The following is a 14,097-nucleotide window of genomic DNA, read 5'->3' as shown; positions in this document are numbered from 1 at the left end:
TACAGTTAATTACTTCCAGCAGACCAGACAGTAATTTTTCTTACCGCGACGCAGCAACGTGTAACGTCCGTACAGACGATCGCTGTCAACGAAGGTGTATTCCGGGTCAGCCTGTTTTTCACCGTTGATGGTGATCGCGTTAGAAGCGATGGTTTTGCGAGCCTGACCGCGGGACGGCTGCAGCTCAGAGTCCACCAGCGCCTGCATCAGGTCTGCACCTTTTTCCATTTCAACCATCGGCACACCATCCTGCGCCAGCTGTTCGAAGTCCGCTTCGCTCAAATCGCTCAGCGTGCCGTTGAACAGGCTTGCAGTAATGCGTTTTGCCGCCGCCAGACCTTCTTCACCGTGAACCAGTTTGGTCACTTCATCGGCCAGAACGTACTGAGCGCGTGGTGCTTTACCGCTGTTTTTGTCTTCTTCTTCCAGGGCATTAATTGCGTCAATGTCCATAAAGGTGAAGAACTTCAGGAAGCGGTACACATCAGCATCAGCCGTGTTGATCCAGAACTGGTAGAATTTGTACGGGCTGGTTTTCTTCGGATCGAGCCATACCGCACCGCCTTCGGTTTTACCGAATTTAGTCCCGTCTGCTTTGGTGATCAGCGGAACAGTCAGGCCAAAGACCTGGTTCTGGTGCAGACGACGCGTCAGATCGATACCGGAGGTGATGTTACCCCACTGGTCTGAACCCCCAATTTGCAGGGAAACACCGTGCAACTTGTTCAGGCAGGCAAAGTCATAACCCTGCAACAGGTTGTAGGAGAACTCGGTAAAGGAAATCCCCTGGTCGTCACGATTCAGACGCTGCTTCACCGCTTCTTTGTTGATCATCTGGTTAACAGAGAAGTGTTTACCGATATCACGCAGGAAGGTCAGCACGTTCATGCCACCAAACCAGTCGTAGTTGTTCGCGGCAATGGCAGAGTTTTCACCACAGTTGAAGTCGAGGAACGGTGCAACCTGTTTGCGGATTTTGTCCACCCACTCCTGCACGGTGTCTTCGGTGTTCAGTTTACGCTCAGCGGCTTTAAAGCTTGGGTCGCCAATCAGACCGGTCGCGCCGCCAACCAGGGCAACAGGTTTATGGCCTGCCATCTGGAAGCGTTTCAGGCATAACAATGGAACAAGATGCCCCAAATGCAAGCTGTCAGCGGTGGGATCGAAGCCGCAATAGAGCGCGATCGGGCCTTGCGCCAGTCGCTCTGCTAACGCTTCCTCGTCCGTCACCTGGGCCACGAGGCCCCGCTCTTGCAATTGTTTAATCAAGTTACTGCTTGCCATCAAATTCTCCATGTATAAACGACTGCACCTTTGCCGGTACACGACTTTTCGCCTGATGCGAAAGGTACATAGAATAAAGCGCTGACGCACGTAGCGCTAGCGCTTAAAACAACAAATTTCGGGGATTATGGAGCCAGTCTGTCGATTTTCCAGCCACCGTTGTCACGCTGGTATAAAAAGCGGTCGTGCAGGCGATGTTCGCCCCCCTGCCAGAACTCCATCTGTTCGACTGGAATGCGGAAACCGCCCCAGAAGCTGGGGAGAGGAACTTCCCCCCTCTGGAACTTCTGTTTCAGCTCAAGGAATTTACTTTCCAGCACACCGCGGGCAGAGATACGGCTGGACTGTTTTGATACCCAGGCTCCGATCTGGCTGTCGCGCGGACGGCTATGGAAATACTTCACCACTTCCAGCGTGGAGAGGCGTTCCGCTTTACCGGTCACCATGACCTGGCGTTCCAGCATGTGCCACGGAAACAGCAGGCTAATGCGAGGGTTGTTTTCCAGATGGTGAGCTTTGCGGCTGCCCAGGTTGGTATAAAACACCAGCCCTTTTTCGTCATAGTGCTTAAGCAGAACGATGCGCTGATAAGGCTGACCATTCTCGTCAACCGTCGCGACAACCATCGCGGTTGGATCGGCAAGTTTCGCTTCACAGGCCTGCTTCAGCCAGCGTTCAAAAAGCACCAGAGGTTCGGCGGGAAGATCCTGGCGGCGCAGGCCGCCTTTGGTGTATTCACGGCGCAGATGCGCAATTTGCTGCAGTTCGTCGTTATCTGACATGGCGTTAGCTGAAATAGACATTGGGTGGCGCTATTGTGCGCCGCCCCTGTAAAAATCTCAACGCTTCGGATTTTGCAGCTGGCAATTGTTCAGCACGATGCGGTCGCGTTTGTAAACCGTTGCACTGTCACCTTTTGACCAGAATACGTAGATACCGTCCGTATACCGTGCGCCAGAGGCCGACATCCCCTGCTTCAGATTAAGCAATTTGTTGTCGTAGACAAAGCTGGCTTCCTGACGCGGGTTATTCAGCTTCACGGTCAGCGGTTTTTCATCACAGCGATACTCCAGCGTATCTGTCTGCATGCGCTCAACGAGCTGGTTATAGACGCTGCACCCTGTCAGTAGAAAAGGGAGAGCAACAAGAAGAAGTTTTTTCATGGGCGTATTCCAAGACTATCCTGGTCCTGGAGGACATTGCTGCCCTCCTGTTTTTATTCCATTTTAGTGGTTACGCACCGCGCTGAATTTAAGTTAACTCTGATTATGACGCGGATTTGCCGGGAAAATAGCCCCAAGCACGCTCGCTTCCCGTGCACCGGTTACCGAAGGCAAATTTCCCGGTAATCCGGCAACCGTACGCCAGGCAAGCCAGGCGAAAGCCAGCGCTTCCATATCATCACCGCTGATACCCGCTTCGTCCGTGGTCGTGACTTCAGTACCCGGCAGTAATCCGGCAAGACGCGCCATCACCAGCGGGTTGCGGCTTCCACCACCGCAGACCAACAGACGCTCACACCCACCGCTGAGAAGGACCTGTTCAGAGATCGAGATGGCCGTTAACTCAGCAAGCGTCGCCTGGACATCCTGCGGTGCAAGTGCCGGGAACTGCGCCAGCTGACGTTCAAGCCAGCCATAGTTGAAATATTCACGTCCCGTGCTTTTTGGTGCGGGGGCGGCAAAATAGGGGTCGCTCAGCATGGACTGCAACAGCGGAATAATCACTTTGCCTTCACAGGCCCACTGCGCATCTTTATCGTACGGTTTACCGCGTTGACGCCAGATCCAGGCATCCATAAGCATGTTGCCGGGGCCGGTATCGTAACCACGCACAGGCTGCTCAGGGATTAACATCGACAGGTTGGCAATACCACCAATATTGAGCACCATACGGCGTTCTACCGGGTGTGCCAGCAACGCCTGATGGAATGCCGGCACCAGAGGCGCACCTTGCCCGCCAAGTGCAATATCACGACGGCGAAAATCCCCCACTACTGTGACACCCGTTTTCGCCACAATCTGGTTGTTATCGCCAATTTGCAGGGTGTTTGGCGCATCACCGGTTGGCTCATGCCAGACCGTCTGGCCGTGGCAGCCAATGGCAACCACATCCTGCGGCTGAAGATTTTCTTTGTGCATCAGTGCCAGTACCGCCTCCGCAAATAGTGCACCCAGCCGCACATCAAGCTGTCCGAGCTGTGAAAGCGTCAATGGCTGTCCCTGGCAGATGCTCAGAATGTCCTCTTTCAGCGAAACAGGGATAGGCCAGCTCAGGCTTGCCTGCTGCGCCACCATGTTTTCATCTATTGCGGCCAGAACGACATCCACCCCATCAAGACTGGTGCCTGACATCACACCAATGTAGCGACCCGATTTCATGCGCTTTCCTTAGGTTGTGTGGTCTTAAGGTAAACACTGAATCATAAACGGCGCTGCTTTGCTATGCAGCGATAGCATTTTTTAACAATCTCAGACACGTAGCACGCAGGGAGTTGTTTATGTCTTGTTAAGCTAAATACAAGTACAATTTTCCCATTGTTAATGCAAAGATATGAACTATGGCTCCTTATGCCATATAATTTAGCCATAACGGAGCCCAACCGGGCACTTTTGGTGAACAGGAGATTCAAATGATTTTACGTGTACTGGGCGTTTCGCTGATCGGATTGACGCTGGCTGGCTGTGTGAATAACGATTCTCTTTCTGGCGACGTTTATAGCGCATCTGAAGCTAAACAAGTTCAGAACGTGACTTACGGTACCATTGTTAACGCACGCCCTGTTCAAATTCAGGGTGGCGATGAAAACAACGTCATGGGCGCGATCGGCGGTGCGGTGCTGGGTGGTTTCCTGGGTAACACCGTCGGCGGCGGTACCGGTCGTTCCCTGGCAACCGCAGCAGGTGCTGTTGCCGGTGGTGTAGCAGGCCAGGGCGTTCAGGGTGCAATGAACAAAACCCAGGGCGTAGAGCTGGAAATTCGTAAAGATGACGGCAATACCATCATGGTTGTGCAGAAACAAGGCAGCACCCACTTCTCTGCGGGTCAGCGCGTTGTTATCGCCAGCAATGGCCAACAGGTGACGGTGTCCCCGCGTTAATATCATACCGGATGTGGCCGCCAGGCCACATCCGCTTACATTACCTGTCATTTCAAAATATTGTTTTACAAAATTTCCTTCCTCGCTAATTATTAAACCCTGCTTACATTGTTCCTGCGCAAAGTATTCTTTTTTTAATTCCGTTAAACTATTTATATTCACACTGTCTATTAATTTAGTATTATTATATTGTTAAAAATGGGTATGATTTCGATTAATCGCTATGTAAAGAACCGTTATATCTCTTTCTGCCTGGGTTGCATTATTGTGGTCGGGGTATTGCAGGGGCTATTTTTAAAGCTTGCCGAAGCAGTGCCGTCATTTTCACCGCTCTTATTTCCGACACTGACCATTTTTTTACTCGTCTTCCATCTGTTCATTGCCTGTTTTATGGCGATGAAATACTGGTGTGACCGAAAGCGGTTGTATCTGGTCGCGATTGCGTTCGCCTTCACAGGATCGGCGCTGTTGATGGCAGGCACGCTTTCCTGCTTCCCGGCATGGCTTGACCTCTATCAGTTCAGCATTATTAACTATAACGATGCGATGATCTTCTTCATGTTCCGCCATCTCTTAATGGCTGTTCTGATTTTCACGTCGGCCTTACTGTATGCCATGCGCGATCGCCCGTTCTCCCGGATGACCCACGTTGCTATTGTTGTCGGTATGTTCCTGTTCACCGCAGGCATGGTTACGCTTGCCTGGTTTTATTCCAGCCACTCTGCGCTGTTTACGTTAGATCTTGTCGATAATGAAACGCGGCAATTTATGGTGCTCTGGAGTCAGGTCATCAATATTAGTTTAATCATCTTATGGATTGTTGTATTAACAACGCTGATGATTATTACGCGAGTGCGCAATCTTTTCTGGATTAGCGGTAATTTCTTATGCATTTGTTATATTACGACACTCATCATGCTTTTACTGGGTGGACACGCTGAAGATATCGACTGGTACCGGTCCCGTTTATTTGAGACAGTGGCAACGCTGCTCATTATTTTCGTGCTCCTTTACGATGTATTTAATCTGTATCGTGACTCGCATTTAAAGTATCAGCAATCTTATCAAAATTCGATTCGCGATCCGCTTACGCGTCTCTATAACCGCAGTTATTTTTATGATGCATTAAATCAGGCGATCGATAATGCTAACGCATCCCGTCCGGTTTCGGTCATTGTCAGTGATTTGGATCGTTTTAAGCGCATTAACGATTGCTACGGGCATCTGCAGGGGGACAAGGTGTTGCAGTTTGTCGCCCATCTGCTGATGGATTCCGTGCGCCCACAAGACATCGCGGCGCGAATCGGAGGGGAAGAGTTTGTGTTGATGCTGGCAAATACGCCGTCAGACGCCGCACGTCAGGTTGCAGAGAGAATACGGCTGAATCTCAGTAGTTTCGATAAAGCCAGCAGCGAGGGGCAACTGCCGGAGCCCATTACCATCAGTATGGGTGTCTTTACGACAACGTCACCGAATATCACCGCCGAAGAGTGCGTGGAAAGCGCCGATAAAGCAATGTACGAGGCAAAAGAGACAGGTCGCAACCGCGTCGTCGTCTTCCAGTAAAAAAAGGCCTTGCATCAGCAAGGCCTTTTTATGTTATCAGTCGCGTGACTGCAGCTCATGGATGTTTTGCTCAAGCCGTCCAATGAGACTGATGAGCATTTCGAGCTCCGCCGGTGAAACCCCTGACAGGATTTCCCCTCGCGTTTTGCTGATCACGGCTTCCATCTCAGTAATGATTGGAGCCGCTTTCTCCGTCAGTTTAATCCGCTTAGCGCGACGATCGCTGGCGCAGGTTTGCCGGGAGATCAGCCCCTTCTCTTCCAGCTGATCGAGTGTGCGTACCAGTGACGGCTGTTCAATACCGATCGCTTTTGCCAGTTGAATTTGTGACTGTTCGGGCGGAAGCTGATGAATATTATGCAGCGTGACCCAATGCGTCTGTGTCAATTCCAGAGGTTTCAGGCGATGGTCAATCAGAGCACGCCAGACGCGTACTAACCTTGCCAGATCAGAACCTAATGGCGATTCCAATTTCATCTCCTTATAATTAGCTTGCTAAGTTATTATACTGATTTTAGAATAGTGTGCAGCATTTATATTGCCAAAACAAATGCAATACGACATTCATCAACACCAAAAGTATGATTTACACTGAATACCGATGTTCCATTTTATAAAACAGGCCGTCGTGACCATTTATCCACTGCAAAGGAACTCTGCTCGTGAAGTTCTTTCATAGCGCCACAGGGTTACCCCTTCAGGACTTGATCTTCGGTGCATCAGTCTACTTTCCTCCCCTGTTTAAAGCCGTCCTGGTGGGCTTTATGATCTGGCTGGTCGCACACCGACTGCTTCGCGACTGGATGTATTCCGGTGAGATCTGGCACCCCATGCTCATGGATCTCTCTTTGTTTGCCTTGTCCGTATGCCTGGGCCTTGCTGTGTTGATTGTGTGGTGAATATATCCATGAAAACGCTGAAGTATTTTTCTACTCTTTTTGTTCTTGCGCTGGCTCTGGTTGCCGGTTGGTGGCTCTGGAATTTTTATATGCAGTCCCCCTGGACGCGCGACGGTAAAATCCGCGCTGAGCAGGTCAGTATCACCCCACAGGTTTCAGGAAGTATCACGGCGCTTCTTGTTAAGGATAACCAGTTCGTTAAAAAGGGTGACGTTTTATTCCGCATCGATGAAACTCCCTTTCATATCGCTGTACTCAATGCCGAAGCTCAACTGGCGAAAGCCCAGTCTGATTTAGCAAAAGCAAACAACGAAGCAAACCGCCGTCGCCATTTGTCGCAAAACTATATTTCCGCCGAAGATTTAGATACGGCCAACATCAACGTGAAAGCCATGCAGGCAAACCTCAACGTGGCTGAAGCCACGCTAAAACAGGCGCAATGGCAGTTGACTCAAACCGTGGTACAGGCTCCGGTCGATGGATGGGTGACCAACCTCTCGACCCGTGAGGGGAACTATGCCACCACCGGACAACCCGTCTTTGCCCTGGTTGACAGCCACTCCTTTTATATCGTGGGTTATTTTGAGGAGACCAAGCTTCGTCACATTCGGGAAGGCGCTCCTGCCACAATCACGCTTTACAGCGGATCGCAAACGTTACAGGGTCACGTTTCCAGTATTGGTCGTGCCATTTACGATCAAAGTGTCGAAACGGATTCAGGCCTGGTGCCAGACATCAAGCCTAACGTACCGTGGGTGCGTCTGGCACAGCGCGTTCCGGTTCGCGTGGAATTTGACCGCTTACCACAGGATCTCACGCTGGTATCCGGCACAACCTGCACGGTCTCTATCGGGACTCGTCAATGAATCTGTCGGCGTTATCCTGGCGACACACGCCCTGGGCTAAAGCGACAGCCTCTCAGTGGCGCTACGCGCTGCGTAACGTCATTGCAATGTGCCTGGCGCTAACAATCGCCTATTATCTGAATCTTGATGAACCTTACTGGGCGATGACCTCTGCCGCGGTGGTGAGCTTCCCTACCGTCGGCGGTGTGATCAGTAAAAGTCTTGGCCGCGTTGCCGGAAGCCTGCTGGGAGCCACCGCGGCGTTAATTATTGCGGGCCATACGCTGAACGACCCGTGGCTCTTTTTGCTAAGCATGGCGGCGTGGCTGGGGTTTTGCACCTGGGCCTGCGCCCATTTTACCAATAACGTCGCCTACGCGTTCCAGCTGGCGGGTTATACCGCCGCGATTATTGCCTTTCCGGTAGTCAACGTTCTGGACACCACCGAGCTTTGGGATATCGCCCAGGCACGTGTATGTGAAGTCATTGTGGGTATTCTGTGCGGCGGGGTCATGATGATGATCCTGCCCAGCACCTCCGACGGTACAGCGCTTATCTCCGCCCTGAAGACCATGCATGCCCGTTTACTGGAGCACGCAAGTCTGCTCTGGCAACCTGATACCAACGATGAAATCCGTCTTGCGCATGAAAAGGTCATCGGCCAGATCCTGACCATGAACCTGTTACGTATTCAGGCCTTCTGGAGCCACTACCGTTTTCGCCGCCAGAATACGCTGCTTAACTATTTGCTCCACCAGCAGCTGCGGATGACCAGCGCCATCTCCAGCCTGCGCAGAATGTTGCTTAACTGGCCGACTCCGCCAGAAAACACCCGCGCCGTAATCGAAACGCTGCTTGCCGCCCTCGCGCGGCCAGATACCGACATCTACACCGTGGCACGTATTATCGCGCCGCTCGTGCCAACGGATGAGTATGATTATCGCCACCGCGCCTTCTGGCAGCGCCTGAACTACTTTTGCCGGTTGTATCTGCGCAGCAGTCGCTGGATCACTGCCGTAGAAAATGCCACCCCGATAACCGAATTCACCGTACCGGGCAGCCCGGCTCTGGCACGCCACACCGACAACATAGAAGCGTTGTGGAGTGGGTTTCGCACCTTCTGCGCGCTTACGCTGGTTGGTGCCTGGAGTATCACCACGCAATGGGGATCCGGAAGCGCGGCCCTCACGCTTGCCGCCATTAGCTGCGTACTCTATTCCATTGCTGCATCACCGTTTAACTCCCTCACGCTGTTGATGCGCACGCTGGTATTGCTGTCGCTGTTCAGTTTTATGGTGAAATTTGGGTTGATGGTGCAGATAAGCGACTTATGGCAGTTTCTGCTGTTTCTGTTTCCGCTCTTAACCACCATGCAGTTGCTGAAGCTGCAAATGCCAAAACTGGCCGGTCTCTGGGGGCAGTTGATTGTTTTTATGGGTTCGTTTATCTCCGTGACCAACCCGCCGGTTTATAACTACGCTGATTTTCTCAATGACAATCTGGCGAAGATCCTCGGCGTGGGTCTGGCGTGGCTGGCGTTTGCCGTGTTACGGCCCGGTTCAGATGCCCGTAAGAGCCGCAGACATATCCGCGAGCTGCGCCGGGGGTTTGTTGACCAGCTCAGCCGTAAACCGCATCTGCGTGAGAGTGAGTATGAATCGCTGGTCTACCACCATGTAAGCCAGCTCAATAACAGCCAGGACTCCCTGGCCCGCCGCTGGTTGCTGCGCTGGGGCGTAGTGCTGTTGAACTGCTCGCATGTGGTCTGGCAGCTTCGCGCATGGGAAACACGTTCCGATCCGCTGTCGCAGGTGCGTGATGTCTGTATTTCCCTGCTTCGCGATGTGATGAGTGAACGCGGGGTTCAGCAACGTCCGCTGGAAGCCACGCTTGCCGAGCTTCAGCGGATTTGCGGTACCCTTTCGCACCACCATTCACCCGCAGCGCGTGATTTAGCCTCAATAATCTGGCGGCTACACTGTTCGCTGTCGCAGCTGGAACAGGCTCCCCCGCCAGGCACGATTGGCGATCAGATCACCCCGCAGGCATAGCGTACCCCGCCACCGCCGAGCGGTTTAGGTTGATCGGACATATTGTCGCCGCCGACGTGGATCATCAGCGCTTTGCCTTTGATCTCATCCAGCTTTTTCAGCCGCGGTGCAACAACCGGCTCCGTGGCTTTACCGTCGTTATTCACCACCAGTACGGGTAAATCGCCAAGATGCCCCATACCGTTCGGGCCTTCATGTTTGCCGGAATGCAGCGGGTCAAAGTGGCCTCCTGCCGCTTCCGCCGCCGAGGCTTTACCCTCTTTCAGCGCAGGCTGGCAGCTACCTTTGGCATGAACATGAAAACCATGTTCGCCAGGAGGAAGGGTGTTGAGATTGGGGGTAAACTCCAGCCCTTTATCGGTTTCCGTGATTTTCACTGTTCCGACAGACTGGCCGACGCCCTGAGGCGTGACAAGATTCATTTCGACGTTCTCGCTGGCTGCCTGCGCTCCTGCGCAAACAACCAGCGTGATGAGTGCCAGAGCAAAACGCGTCATATGACCTCCCGGGTTATTTTTGCCCCTTAAGTTTATACCAGGGGCGGTAATCTCACCGGAAAGTCACGGTATTCCAGATTAAGGCACGTCGTACCCCAGAGCGGCTTTGCGAATACGGAACCACTGTTGACGGGTCATCTGCAGTTCTTCTGCTGCCAGCGCAGAGCGGACGCGTTCAATTTTACCAGAGCCAATAATAGGCAGCGGTTTTGACGGCAGACGAAGGATCCACGCGTAAACCACCTGTTCAATGCTCTGGGCATTCAACTCGCGGGCAATGGTTTCCAGCTCATCGCGCAGCGGCTGGAACTCATCATCATTAAACAGACGCCCCCCACCCAGGCACGACCACGCCATAGGGCGGATACGGAGCTGTTGCAGCTGATCGAGTGTGCCATCCAGCAGCAACGGCTGATGAACCGGGGAAATTTCTACCTGGTTGGTCGCCAGCGTAAACGGCAGGCGCGACTGCAGCAGCGCAAACTGCGCAGGCGTGAAGTTCGATACGCCAAAATGACGCACTTTTCCACTTTGATGCAGGTTCAGAAACGCTTCTGCCACTTCATCGGCATCCATTAACGGGTCTGGACGGTGGATCAGCAGCAGGTCGATATGATCCGTCGCCAGATTGACCAGCGACTGCTCGGCACTCTTGATGATGTGCGCGCTGTCAGTGATGTAATGCCCCAGTACGTTTTCCGGTTTTGCCGTGGTGGCAATACCGCATTTGGTGACGATTTCCATACGCTCGCGCAGCGCCGGAACCTGCTTAAGCGCCTCACCGAACGCAGCTTCACATTGGTAGCCGCCATAAATATCAGCATGATCGACCGTAGTGATCCCTAAATCGAGATGCTCCTCAATGAAGCCTGCCAGCTGAAGGGGGGACATATTCCAGTCCATCAGACGCCAGTAGCCCATCACAAAACGGGAGAACTCCGGCCCCTGGGGAGAAAGGGTAATACGCTGAACCATAACATTTTCCTCAAGGAAGTAATGTCACGAGTATACGCAATTACCGTGTTAAAACAGTGAAGGTTGCTGGGGTTCTTCAGTTTCCCCCGCTTTGTTTGCGCGAATTTTGCGCAGAAGACGTTGTCGACAGAGACGAATAATGTCCTGTTTTTGCGTATCGCTAAAATTTTGCCAGTTAAAACGCTCATCGCGGGTACGCATGCACCCACGGCAGTACCCGCGTTCATCCGCCTGACAAATTCCCCGGCACGGGCTCTGGATGGGGAAAAACTCCAGTTGCTCTGCCACACTCACCTCCAGAAACCGATTCTCACCTACAGTGAAGACGTTAAACGCCGCGCGTGCAAGGGCTTTACCACAGATTTGTGGCATTAAGGTTTCACTAATCTTCCCTCTCTATACTCGCTCAATCATTAAAATTACAGGTTTCTTTATCGATGTGGTTAATCAAAAAGTTACAATGTAACGACATTAAATTTACTCTGGGTTGTGCGTTTTTCTTTACTCTGCTGAATGCTCTCTTCATACAGCGCAGCTGGGCTATTATTGCGCCTGCGCAATTACACGACATTCTCTTTGCGGCTTCCGTCCCTCTGGTCCTTTTTTGCGGCTGGGTGATTGTTTTCAGTTTCCTCAATATTCCCTTTATCCGTAAACCGCTGCTGATCGTATTAACAATGGGATGCGCCGCAGCGACTTACTTCATGTATACCTACGGTGCAGTTATCGATCAGAACATGATTGTTAACGTGTTCGAGACGAACTCTCAGGAAGCCACCGCGCTGGTTACGCCACAAATGCTCCTGTGGATTGTCGTCGCCGGTGTTATTCCTTCCGTGGTGCTGGCCCTGACGCGCATCCGTGCCGGAAAATGGTGGTATGCCCTGCTGATGCGTTTTGCCGCGATGCTCGGTGCTCTGCTGATTATCATTCTGGTCGCTGCCGTATTCTATAAAGATTACGCATCGCTGTTCCGTAATAACAAAAGCATCGTCAAAATGGTCACCCCGGCGAACTACGTCAGCGGCATCATCAAATACAGCAAGACACGCTGGTTCGCAGGCGATCAAACGCTGGTACGCATTGGTGAAGATGCCCACAAAGGCCCGCTGATTTCTGGTCAACAAAAGAAAACCGTCCTGGTTCTGCTGGTCGGTGAAGCTTCACGTGCAGCAAACTACTCGCTGAATGGTTATACGCGTGAAACCAACCCGCAGTTGAAAAAACAAAATATCATTAACTTCCCGCAGGCTTCCTCATGCGGGACGGAAACGGCGGTCTCTGTCCCCTGCATGTTCTCCGGCATGACGCGCCAGAAATACGATGCAGACCTGGCCCGCCACCAGGAAGGTCTGCTCGACGTGCTCGGTCACGCGGGTATCAACCTGCTCTGGCGTGATAATGACGGCGGCTGTAAAGGTGCCTGCGACCGCATACCCCATACGGACATGACCCAGTGGAAACTGGATCAGTTCTGCAAAGACAAATCCTGTATTGACGATGTGAACTTCTATCGTCTGGACAACGTGCTGGACGGACTGAAGCAGGATACCGTGCTGGTTATTCACCTGATGGGCAGCCACGGCCCGGCATACTACCGCCGTTACCCGGATAACTTCCGCCAGTTCACGCCAACCTGTGACACCAACGAGATTCAGGATTGCGATCACCAGGCGCTGATCAACACCTACGACAACACCATCCTGTATACCGACAGCATGGTAAGCAAAACAATCGATATGCTGAAGGCACGTCAGGACAGCATGAATACCGCGCTGATTTATCTCTCCGATCACGGTGAGTCGCTGGGTGAAAGCGGTATTTATCTGCACGGAACACCGTACATGCTGGCTCCTGAGCAGCAAACGCACATTCCATTTATGTTCTGGCTGTCCCCGGACTATACGAAGAACTTTGGCATTAACGAGCAATGTTTACGTGACCGTGCAGCAAAAGATGCGGTTTCACAGGACAATTTGTTCTCCACTGTTCTGGGTATGATGGATGTGAAATCAAAGGTTTATCAACAAAACCTGGATATTCTGAACGCGTGTCGTCAGTAAAATCACTTGTAATAGACCGAACGGTCTATTACAGTGCGGCCATGAGCAGAAATACTGAGCACGATACACGAGAACACCTACTGGCGACCGGCGAGCGTCTTTGTATGCATCGCGGGTTCACCGGTATGGGGCTGAGCGAGTTATTAAAAACCGCTGAGGTACCGAAGGGATCGTTTTATCACTACTTCCGATCCAAAGAAGCCTTCGGTGTGGCGATGCTGGAGCGGCACTATGCCTGCTACCATCAGCGCCTTGCCGCCCACTTCGCCAGCGGCGAAGGTAACTATCGGGATCGTGTTCTGAATTACTATCAGGAAACGCTGACGCAGTTCTGTCAGCAGGGCATCATCAGCGGTTGCCTGACGGTAAAACTCTCTGCTGAAGTGTGCGATCTTTCTGAAGATATGCGCACGGCGATGGATAAAGGTGCCAGTGGGGTGATCGCCCTGCTTGCGCAGGCGCTGGAGAAAGGTCGCAACGAAAAGACGTTGTCCTTCCCTGGTGAACCTTTAACTCAGGCACAGGTGTTATACGCTCTCTGGTTAGGCGCTAACCTGCAGGCCAAGATTTCTCGCAGTGCGGTGCCGCTCGAAAGCGCACTGGCACATGTGAAAAGCAGTATTACAACGCCTGGCGTAAATACCCTAAATAATTCGAGTTGCAGGAAGGCGGCAAGGGAGTGAATCCCCGGGAGCTTACACCAGTAAGTGACTGGGGTGAGCGAGTGCAGCCAACGCACATGCAACTTGAAGTATGACGGGTATAGCAGGTGTTTTTATTTACCTAATTACTAGTCGACTGGTCTACTCAGGAGTCT

15 protein-coding genes are annotated in these 14,097 nt (G+C 52.2%); 7 read left to right on the top strand and 8 right to left on the bottom strand.

All coding sequences use genetic code 11. From position 1 onward, the window contains the following. Positions 1-9: 9 nt before the first annotated feature. The 4 genes from tyrS to anmK form a co-directional block, all read right to left on the bottom strand. Positions 10-1,284, bottom strand: coding sequence for a tyrosine--tRNA ligase (tyrS, locus tag ACJ9N4_RS09490; RefSeq protein WP_182271220.1), 1,275 nt, complete (start codon positions 1,282-1,284; stop codon positions 10-12). Between the two features lie 125 nt (positions 1,285-1,409). Next, positions 1,410-2,066: a pyridoxamine 5'-phosphate oxidase gene (gene pdxH, locus ACJ9N4_RS09485; RefSeq protein WP_411500438.1), complete on the bottom strand. Its 657-nt coding sequence runs from the start codon at positions 2,064-2,066 to the stop codon at positions 1,410-1,412. A 57-nt stretch (positions 2,067-2,123) separates the two neighbouring features. Continuing rightward, complete coding sequence (mliC, locus tag ACJ9N4_RS09480; protein ID WP_182271219.1) at positions 2,124-2,447, bottom strand: C-type lysozyme inhibitor; 324 nt, start codon at positions 2,445-2,447, stop codon at positions 2,124-2,126. 93 nt (positions 2,448-2,540) lie between these two features. Further along, complete coding sequence (gene anmK / locus ACJ9N4_RS09475) at positions 2,541-3,665, bottom strand: anhydro-N-acetylmuramic acid kinase (protein WP_182271218.1); 1,125 nt, start codon at positions 3,663-3,665, stop codon at positions 2,541-2,543. A 251-nt stretch (positions 3,666-3,916) separates the two neighbouring features. Between anmK and slyB the strand changes: the two genes are divergently transcribed. Both slyB and ACJ9N4_RS09465 read left to right on the top strand, forming a co-directional pair. Next, positions 3,917-4,384 (top strand): outer membrane lipoprotein SlyB, encoded by a 468-nt coding sequence (gene slyB, locus ACJ9N4_RS09470; RefSeq protein WP_182271217.1) that lies wholly within the window; start codon positions 3,917-3,919, stop codon positions 4,382-4,384. A 204-nt stretch (positions 4,385-4,588) separates the two neighbouring features. Continuing rightward, entirely contained in the window at positions 4,589-5,950 is a 1,362-nt protein-coding gene (locus ACJ9N4_RS09465; RefSeq protein ID WP_411500424.1) for an MASE4 domain-containing protein, read from the top strand. Between the two features lie 36 nt (positions 5,951-5,986). On the opposite strand, the gene slyA is transcribed toward ACJ9N4_RS09465, so the two are convergent. Then, positions 5,987-6,427 (bottom strand): transcriptional regulator SlyA, encoded by a 441-nt coding sequence (gene slyA / locus ACJ9N4_RS09460; RefSeq protein WP_182271215.1) that lies wholly within the window; start codon positions 6,425-6,427, stop codon positions 5,987-5,989. A gap of 185 nt (positions 6,428-6,612) precedes the next feature. Between slyA and ACJ9N4_RS09455 the strand changes: the two genes are divergently transcribed. Genes ACJ9N4_RS09455 through ACJ9N4_RS09445 form a run of 3 tightly spaced genes read left to right on the top strand, consistent with a single transcriptional unit; the run spans position 6,613 to position 9,745 of the window. Continuing rightward, a complete protein-coding gene (locus tag ACJ9N4_RS09455; protein WP_182271214.1) occupies positions 6,613-6,849 on the top strand; it encodes a DUF1656 domain-containing protein in 237 nt (78 codons plus the stop codon). A gap of 2 nt (positions 6,850-6,851) precedes the next feature. Next, the gene (locus tag ACJ9N4_RS09450) at positions 6,852-7,715 is read left to right on the top strand and encodes an HlyD family secretion protein (protein ID WP_196391372.1); all 864 of its coding nucleotides are present in this window, start codon (positions 6,852-6,854) and stop codon (positions 7,713-7,715) included. After that, complete coding sequence (locus ACJ9N4_RS09445; protein WP_411500423.1) at positions 7,712-9,745, top strand: FUSC family protein; 2,034 nt, start codon at positions 7,712-7,714, stop codon at positions 9,743-9,745. The genes ACJ9N4_RS09450 and ACJ9N4_RS09445 overlap by 4 nt, the downstream gene beginning before the upstream one ends. Here the strand turns inward: ACJ9N4_RS09445 and sodC are convergent. From sodC to ACJ9N4_RS09430, 3 genes are all read right to left on the bottom strand, one after another. Further along, positions 9,724-10,242 carry a superoxide dismutase [Cu-Zn] SodC gene (gene sodC / locus ACJ9N4_RS09440; RefSeq protein WP_182271211.1) on the bottom strand — a complete coding sequence of 173 codons (519 nt, stop codon included), beginning with the start codon at positions 10,240-10,242 and terminating at the stop codon, positions 9,724-9,726. The genes ACJ9N4_RS09445 and sodC overlap by 22 nt on opposite strands. Positions 10,243-10,320: 78 nt before the next feature. Continuing rightward, a complete protein-coding gene (locus ACJ9N4_RS09435) occupies positions 10,321-11,217 on the bottom strand; it encodes an aldo/keto reductase family oxidoreductase (protein WP_196391209.1) in 897 nt (298 codons plus the stop codon). A 48-nt stretch (positions 11,218-11,265) separates the two neighbouring features. Beyond that, positions 11,266-11,505: a DUF1289 domain-containing protein gene (locus ACJ9N4_RS09430; protein WP_182274501.1), complete on the bottom strand. Its 240-nt coding sequence runs from the start codon at positions 11,503-11,505 to the stop codon at positions 11,266-11,268. Between the two features lie 149 nt (positions 11,506-11,654). Here ACJ9N4_RS09430 and eptA point away from each other — a divergent pair, with 149 nt between their 5' ends. After that, positions 11,655-13,280 (top strand): phosphoethanolamine transferase EptA, encoded by a 1,626-nt coding sequence (eptA, locus tag ACJ9N4_RS09425; protein WP_411500422.1) that lies wholly within the window; start codon positions 11,655-11,657, stop codon positions 13,278-13,280. 41 nt (positions 13,281-13,321) lie between these two features. Next, positions 13,322-13,963 carry a TetR/AcrR family transcriptional regulator gene (locus tag ACJ9N4_RS09420; RefSeq protein WP_182918542.1) on the top strand — a complete coding sequence of 214 codons (642 nt, stop codon included), beginning with the start codon at positions 13,322-13,324 and terminating at the stop codon, positions 13,961-13,963. The last annotated feature ends 134 nt before the right edge of the window (positions 13,964-14,097 follow it).

Origin of the sequence: Enterobacter sp. LM3, assembly GCF_046622475.1 — a bacterium.
In the GTDB taxonomy this organism is placed as follows: Bacteria; Pseudomonadota; Gammaproteobacteria; order Enterobacterales; family Enterobacteriaceae; genus Enterobacter; species Enterobacter cloacae_P.
This window is presented reverse-complemented; position numbering and strand designations above follow the sequence as displayed.